The sequence below is a fragment of the Salmonella sp. SG203 genome (assembly GCF_013350575.1).
Classification (GTDB): domain Bacteria; phylum Pseudomonadota; class Gammaproteobacteria; order Enterobacterales; family Enterobacteriaceae; genus Salmonella; species Salmonella enterica.
Window position 1 is genome coordinate 1 of record NZ_SNMT01000050.1, and the last position, 6,991, is coordinate 6,991.

Consider the following 6,991-nt stretch of genomic DNA (forward strand, 5'->3'; position numbering starts at 1 on the left):
ATTTCCCACGATATTCCGCATAACGCCGTCATACGGTTCACCGTCGGGGGTGGTTCCCGGCGTCATATCTGCCACATAGGCATATGACGATGAGATTTCCCGTTGTTCATCCGTTTCTATCCCCGCGATGGCGGAGTTGTCCCAGATGGACATGCCGTTAACCAGATAGGTACCGTCAAACTCGCCGTTGGCATGAGTCGTCCCCACCCGGTACTCGCGCGCGGGCGCGCCCGGATAATCGGGTTTGTGTCGGCACAGGACGGGAATATTGTTGAAGGTTGAAACTGCCTTGCGCAGTTCATCGGGGTCACGGTAAAGCTGATAAAGTTTTTGAGGGTCGAGTCCCAGCGCTTCCGCCCCCGGTATTTCATGCCCGAAATAACCGCAGACGTTAGCCTTGCTGAGATTACTGCGCTCAATCTGGAGGCGACCTACTTTATCGAACTGCCTTACCGATGCCCGGTCAAACGCCAGCATTTCGGTAATAATCATCTTTTCTCCAGTCCGGGAATAACGGCCTCCCAGCCGCACTTGCAGTTGATTTCTTCGCCCGGCAGTACCCACTTACCATCCAGAAACATCCCCTTTCGCAGATCAAACCGTTTACCGTTCGCCTTCACATGCGACGGGCGCCATGTTTTACCCGCGCGGGAATGCCGCCAGATACCTTCAGTGATGCCCACCGAGCGTTGTCTGGCCGACTGCATTACCGAGGTCGCTTTATTGTTCTGGTCGCGGGCAATCAGCGCCGCACGCCGTCGTGTGATGCCGTAGCGTTTTTCCAGTTCATCGGTCAGAGTTTTCAGGTCACGCCCCCGGCTAACAGACTGCATGACCAGTGTTTCCACCTGGGTGAGATGTTGCTGCGGGATGGAGCGAATGAGGTTCACATTCTCCGTGATGCTGGCCTGAAGTGCGGTGTTCATCTCCGCTGTCATACGGAAAGGAACCGTAAACCCGGCATCACGGAGCGCAGTGGACAGTGACGCATCGCTGTTTTTCAGAACATCACCGGCAAACCGCCTCGCCAGCCGCAGGGCCATTTCGTCAAACCTTTTCTGCCAGCGCCTGGCAAGTTGTTGCATGGCTCCACGCATCAGGTTAACGGGGGACGCATCCTGCGCGAGGTCTGTTTTACGGTACTCAGCCCGCAGCCAGTAAAGCACGCTGTTGTGCATCTCACTGACGGCATTATCCAGTTGTCTGCGGTACCAGGCCTCAATCCCCGCGTTGGGTGAAATCCGTCTCAGGGTCTGCGTTCGGGTCTTGCGGCGGATTTTCTTCGGTGTCGTCAATTTCGATTTCTCCGCTCAGGTCAATACCGCTGTACGGGCTGTCCGGTGCAGTAGCCAGCCGTTCGCGTACCTCGTTATTGGTCACCGCTCCGGCGCTCTCGTAAATCTGATCTGTTTCCGCTTCAGTTTTACGGATATTCGCCAGTTGCTCGCGCGTCAGTTCATGCAGGGGTTCAAATTCAAAAGTGATATCAGGATCGATATCGCCGAACTCAGACAACTGAATAATATCCAGTACCTTTTTCAGCGGTTTCTTCAGAAGGCGAGTGGCAAGTGCAGCGATGGTGTCGTAAAACACACGGATTTCACCCTCACTCGACGCGTTCAGTCCCGTAGGACTCAGCCCGGCGAACTTTACTGACGGTATGGCACTGACAAAGAACATGTGTTCCTGTGCCTGCGCCTGAAGGGTGTCGAGGCCGCTCAGAGGGGTGTTGAACTGGAAAAACTCTTCTTTCGTTTTGTCCAGTATCAACAACCCGCGGTTATCACGGGTACGGTTAAACAGCTCCGCGCGTTTTGCGTAATTCGGGTCCCTTTTCCCCGTTAACGCCTGGCTCATGTCCGTCATGATCCCGCTCAGCGAAAACGAATGCAACATATCGCCCACGCTGTCGCGTGTACGCAGCCAGTTATTGACGTAAGGTTCGGCAATCTGAACCAGTGACAGGCCGCCAAAGTTATAGGCCGGCTTCAGCATGTCCGGAACCGGGCGAGAAATCAGATCAATCATGCGGCTGGCGTGAACCGTTTTTCCCATTACGTACCATTCGGACGGACGGTAAAAATCATCACTCAGCGGATTATCCGCGTTATACATACCCGGATACGTCCAGACGGGTTCAATAATACGAAGCCCCAGCAGGGAACCTTTCGGGATTTTTTTGTCGGAAATAAACAGCCTGGACTCCAGCTCCGCCGGGTCAGTCCAGGCCGACATACCCGATGGCGAACGCACATCGATATAAATTTGCCCTCGCCCGAAAAAGCCGTCATGCTCCACCGCCAGCCTGAAGGCATCCCGTACGTTATAGCGCTCCAGTGCATCAGTAAGCTGCGCTATGCGCGGCGCGCGGCTGTCGTCCCCTACCCCGACCGCCTTAACCTTTATCCATTTGCGGGTCATCTCCTCGGCAATCACACTGACCATGCGCCGGTACTCTGGTAACTGCGCCTGAAGTGCCAGATACGGATAGCCCGGAAATCCTCCGTACACAAAATCAGGATACTGGCTGTTCAGTGTATCGTAGGGAGTCGAGTCCATTGCCAGTACAGCATTGCGCATGTCTTCGGGAATGACTCCCGGCGGTGGCTCATAGCGAACAAATTCACGCTGCGGTTTTTGTCCGGCCTCAGCAACCACCTCATCGCTGATCGTCATCGGATGTGGTTCAGGCGGACTTTCTGGCGGTGTCACCGTTTTTTTACGTTTAAAAAGCCACATCAAATCCACTCCATAAAATCATCAGAAATTACGATAGGCATTACCGTCGGGGCAAAGGACATAATGAAGGCATCAGCTACGTTCGGCGATGGAACATCACGTTTCGCCAGTTCCTTTTTGGTTTCCACCATTACACGACCGTTACGGTCAAAATCGCGGTGTGGCGTGGTGAGTTCCAGCTTGAGCTTTTCCAACAGAGGGCATGAGGAATCAATACTGATTAACTCATCGACGCTGAATGTCTCTCCCGCCTCTCCATTTTTCACCGCGTTCACGGCGTTAAAGGTATTACGGAAACGGTCAGCCACCAGCCACCACGCCTGCGCCTTAAGATTTGCGAAAAAGTCTTTGTTGGGGATGCCGTTGTATTCGTCATCTGGCTCATGCACACCTGCACCGGCGTTAAACCGCTGGTAATTCACACGTCGCGCGTATGCGTTCTCACGCTTCCGGTCATCGTTAATTTCCGAGAACTTTGCGCCCGCCGACGCGCCAACACCGATTGAGTCGTAAACGATATCTGCATCGCGCTCCATTGCAGCCTGGTAAGTGCGCTGGCAACTCTTCAGCAACTCGTCCTCTTTGGCCTTCCATTCATCGGCCCAGTAGATAACTGAGCCATAACGGTAGACGTTGGCGCACTTATCCGCGCCACTGTCGGCGACATCGAAACCGATGCGCTTACGTCCTTCAGGACCGAAATCCAGAACCTTATGCGCGTCAACAGCCGCTTCAATCCACGAAAGCTTAATAATTGCCGCATCATCATCAGACTCTGGTACGCCCTCATAAACATGCACAAACCCTTCCGGGTCACGACGCCTTGCCGCATCGATAACCTTCAGCATGGTATCTGAAAGGAATGGATTCTCGTCGTAGTTGATTTTGCGAATCAGCGTATCTTCTGGCGGATCGACCACAAAGTTACGCCACACGAAATCGGTGACCAGTCCAGGGTTAAAAATAAACCAACACTCTGAACCCTCTTTACGGATTGTCGGCTCCAGTATTTTCCATTGATATTCCGTCAGTGCATGGGCTTCTTCCAGCCACAACACATCGATCCCCTCCAGTGACTTAATTTCTTCGATGTTGCGCCATAACCCATAAAAAACAAATTCCGAGCCGGTAACCCGGTTAATGATTTTGTTGTTCAGAATGCGGAAACGATGCCGCAGGCCAAACCGGTCTATCTGAATTTTGAGAAGCGTGTAAACCGATTCTTCAATTTTGTTCTGGATCTGGCGAGCGCAGCAAAAACGCAGGCTGTATTTATTTGCCAAGAATATTGCAAATCCGGCTGCATCCCATGATTTTGACGATGACCGCCCGCCATAGAGCACTTTATTTCGCGCCTGCGTGGTCCAGAAGTTTCTCAGGGCCGGATTAAGCGTCGGTCTGGATATCGGCGTAGAAGTCATTCAGGTCACGTTCTCCGTTACCATCATCAATACCAGCATCACGTCGCAGCCTGTCAGCCTCGAGAGATACCTTATCAGTAGCCGCCAAACGATAATCAGTGTCGGCGTGTATTTTGCTAACGGTCGCCAGCGTTCCAACGATGGATTCAATGCGCACGGTGTTACGCATCATCGCCTTTTCGGCAGCGCTGATGTTATCCATCAGAATTTTGCGCTGCTGCTCTTCCTCCGCATCCTCCAGCAGGGTGAACCAGCGACCAATGTTCTCGGCGGCCATCAGGTTATTCGCCCGCAGCCGAAAGAGCTCATCTTCAAGCGTCAGCGCTCTGGCATCCTCAACAACTTCATCTTTCAGTAGAAGGCGCCGGGCGTAACCGCCATGTTTCAGTGCATACTGATTACCAGGCTGAAAAGGAGGATGATTAGTGACAACCTTTTTGCGTACCGCTTCGGGTTTCGTATCTGCGGGAGGTCCGGATTCTGGCCGCGAATGCTTTTGCACTGCGCCGGAGCTGGCAGGCCTCCTCGTGGTACGCACCGTGTTTTTTTGCGTACCATTTTTGCGTACCTGCGTACTATTTTTGCGTACCCACTCCAGCTTCTTTGCTTTCTTCCTTATCGCCCCTTCCGTTACGCCGTACAGCGCCCCTATGTCGCGAAGGCTCATAATTCCGGCCCGGTATGCCGTCTCGATGGCCTCCCAGTCCGGTTTTGCCATGTTGCTGTCCTATGGTTAAAGCCATTAAAAAAGCCACCCGAAGGTGGCATTTGTGATGGCAATAAAAACCGCCCGGAGGCGGCTTGTTATCAATTACTTAATAGCTGTTCGATATTAGATGGGATCGGGACACCAGGCTCTACTTTTAGTTTGTTTAGCCTTTCGACAATAGACAGTTTCTCCGCCCCACTCGCTGCTTGGTAGTAGGGTCTTACCCCTTCAATGATATCATTAGCTGTAACTGAAGAACCAACGCCAGCGCCTGGCTCGTTTTTATTCAAAGAGCTGTGAATAATTTGCTCAATAGCCTGATTCATAGTTATTACCCAAAATGAGTGGTTACATACCACAACTTGTATATATGTCCACCACAGGCCTTTATCAAGCCCACCCGTAGATAGGCTTTGTAATGGCTACTTCACTGTTTCGATGGTCGAGCCGTGAGAGTTCATCACGTAAACCTGGTCGCCAGGATAGATGAACTGGTAACGGCAGCCATCACCCGCGCCGGGGAAATTTTCACTCGGATATTCCTCAATAATGATAGCAATAGCATCAGTATCCAGCACATCAGTACGGTCACTAATAACCAGTTCTTCCTCCTGCAGCGCTTTGGTCATTTCTGGATCTTCATAGATAGCCGGGAGCCAGTATGCGAAGTCCGGGCTGGCTGAGTTATGAGTAAGTTTTAAAGTATCTGCGAACGTTTCAGAACCGGCCCTGGCTATCGAGATGGATGGCTGCTCACAAATATGCGTAACACCGTTGATGATGGTTTTAACTGTAAACATAGTATTTCCTTCTTCGTCTTCTTGTTACAACAAAAAGCCCCGCTAGTGCGGAGCTATGGGATTGTTGGTTGACTCTCTCACCGAGTTGTAAATGCGCTCACACGTCATTCCTGCGCGGTAGCTTTCGTCAGATCGCTCAGCATAATATTGAGCTTCTTCTGCAAGGCTTCCGAACATGTCGGCGAGCACTGTGGCGTCGGCTCCGGCTGTTTTGCTTCTGACGGCAGCGGCAAGATTTGCGGTGTGCTTTGCGGCGTCCAGGCGGGTGGCAAGTTTTTTTGCTTCGGTACGCAGCTGGCTAACAGTGGCAGACAGGCCAGCAGCAGTGGCAGCAGATTTAGCGGCTTGCGCTTGTGCATCTTTCACAGCCTCATCACGGGCAATAATGCGGCCCTGTTCAATAATACGGGCGGCGGTCTGGGCGTTGACTTCCTGAGAGGATTCAGCGCTGTCGCGATCTGCCCATTTTTTTTGCCAGCCCCTGTCACTCCAGACATTACCGGCGATAAACGCACCAGCCATCAGCAAAATAAACGCCAGCTGCAACCAGTATCTTTTCAGAAGAGCAGATAACAGATTCATACCAGCACCGATTTTGCTTTCTCAAAGCGCTCTCGCCGATCGCCGAAGCCGTTCTGCCCTCCGTTGATGATCTGCGTAACACGTACCAGGTCGCCGGAATATTTCAGACACCCTTTAGTCACAAAAAACCACGCTGCGGATCGGGCGGCATGACGTTCCAGTTCAAGCTGTCCCGGATTCGCCACCAGATCCAGTTTCAGGGCAACGCCACATCTGGTGTAATTCTCCAGCCCGGTAATCTGGATAAGCCCACGCCCGCGATACTTCCAGCCATCTCCGGCGTCTTTGTTACCCATGCGGCCACCGTAAACCAGATTGGCTATTTGTGGCTGGTGGGCAACCTGGCGACCATCAATACGCCCCAGCATTTCGCACTGATACGGCGTCAGGCGTTTACCAAACGTCTTCTTCAGCGCCTCCACTGAATAATTGAAGCTTTCCTTCAGAACAGTAAATCCTGCTGATTCATGTCCCGCTTGTGCAATAAACATGGCCTGATCCAGTGGCGCAGTGATACCGAATTCGCTCATTGCCGCCGTAATATACGGATACCAGCGCGCAGAAAGCCCGGCGCTAATACCAGCCGCCTGCTGAAATTGTTGTTGATTCATCAGTGCCTCAGAGCATCAACCAGACGCGCCACATTACCGCGAGCCCACAGCACAGCGGCGCAGATAAGGATATTCACCATCACCACCAGCCAGTGGGATGATTCATATAAACCAAAAACAAACCGGAAA

Annotated in this window: 10 protein-coding genes; all 10 read right to left on the bottom strand. The window is 52.4% G+C overall.

Annotation, left to right across the window (positions count from 1 at the left end; translation table 11 throughout):
- On the bottom strand, window positions 1-492 hold a 492-nt coding region (locus HV477_RS27340; RefSeq protein WP_175065698.1), incomplete at its 3' end, for a DUF2213 domain-containing protein.
- Window positions 489-1,178, bottom strand: coding sequence for a phage minor head protein (locus HV477_RS27345; protein ID WP_000552021.1), 690 nt, complete (start codon window positions 1,176-1,178; stop codon window positions 489-491). The genes HV477_RS27340 and HV477_RS27345, both read right to left, overlap by 4 nt.
- A gap of 40 nt (window positions 1,179-1,218) precedes the next feature.
- Complete coding sequence (locus HV477_RS27350; protein WP_000266186.1) at window positions 1,219-2,739, bottom strand: DUF1073 domain-containing protein; 1,521 nt, start codon at window positions 2,737-2,739, stop codon at window positions 1,219-1,221.
- Entirely contained in the window at window positions 2,739-4,160 is a 1,422-nt protein-coding gene (locus HV477_RS27355) for a PBSX family phage terminase large subunit (protein WP_000204795.1), read from the bottom strand. Before HV477_RS27355 ends, HV477_RS27350 begins: the two co-directional genes overlap by 1 nt.
- Window positions 4,126-4,878 (bottom strand): hypothetical protein, encoded by a 753-nt coding sequence (locus tag HV477_RS27360; RefSeq protein ID WP_001118119.1) that lies wholly within the window; start codon window positions 4,876-4,878, stop codon window positions 4,126-4,128. The genes HV477_RS27355 and HV477_RS27360 overlap by 35 nt, the downstream gene beginning before the upstream one ends.
- A gap of 89 nt (window positions 4,879-4,967) precedes the next feature.
- Window positions 4,968-5,195 (bottom strand): hypothetical protein, encoded by a 228-nt coding sequence (locus tag HV477_RS27365; protein WP_001070544.1) that lies wholly within the window; start codon window positions 5,193-5,195, stop codon window positions 4,968-4,970.
- 96 nt (window positions 5,196-5,291) lie between these two features.
- Entirely contained in the window at window positions 5,292-5,669 is a 378-nt protein-coding gene (locus HV477_RS27370) for a hypothetical protein (RefSeq protein ID WP_000495545.1), read from the bottom strand.
- Window positions 5,670-5,711: 42 nt separating this feature from the next.
- Window positions 5,712-6,251, bottom strand: a complete 540-nt coding sequence (locus tag HV477_RS27375) for a DUF2514 domain-containing protein (RefSeq protein ID WP_001050879.1) — start codon at window positions 6,249-6,251, stop codon at window positions 5,712-5,714.
- Window positions 6,248-6,862 carry a glycoside hydrolase family 19 protein gene (locus HV477_RS27380; protein ID WP_001075998.1) on the bottom strand — a complete coding sequence of 205 codons (615 nt, stop codon included), beginning with the start codon at window positions 6,860-6,862 and terminating at the stop codon, window positions 6,248-6,250. Before HV477_RS27380 ends, HV477_RS27375 begins: the two co-directional genes overlap by 4 nt.
- The coding region (locus HV477_RS27385) for a phage holin family protein (protein ID WP_175065511.1) at window positions 6,862-6,991 on the bottom strand (130 nt) is incomplete at its 5' end. The genes HV477_RS27380 and HV477_RS27385, both read right to left, overlap by 1 nt.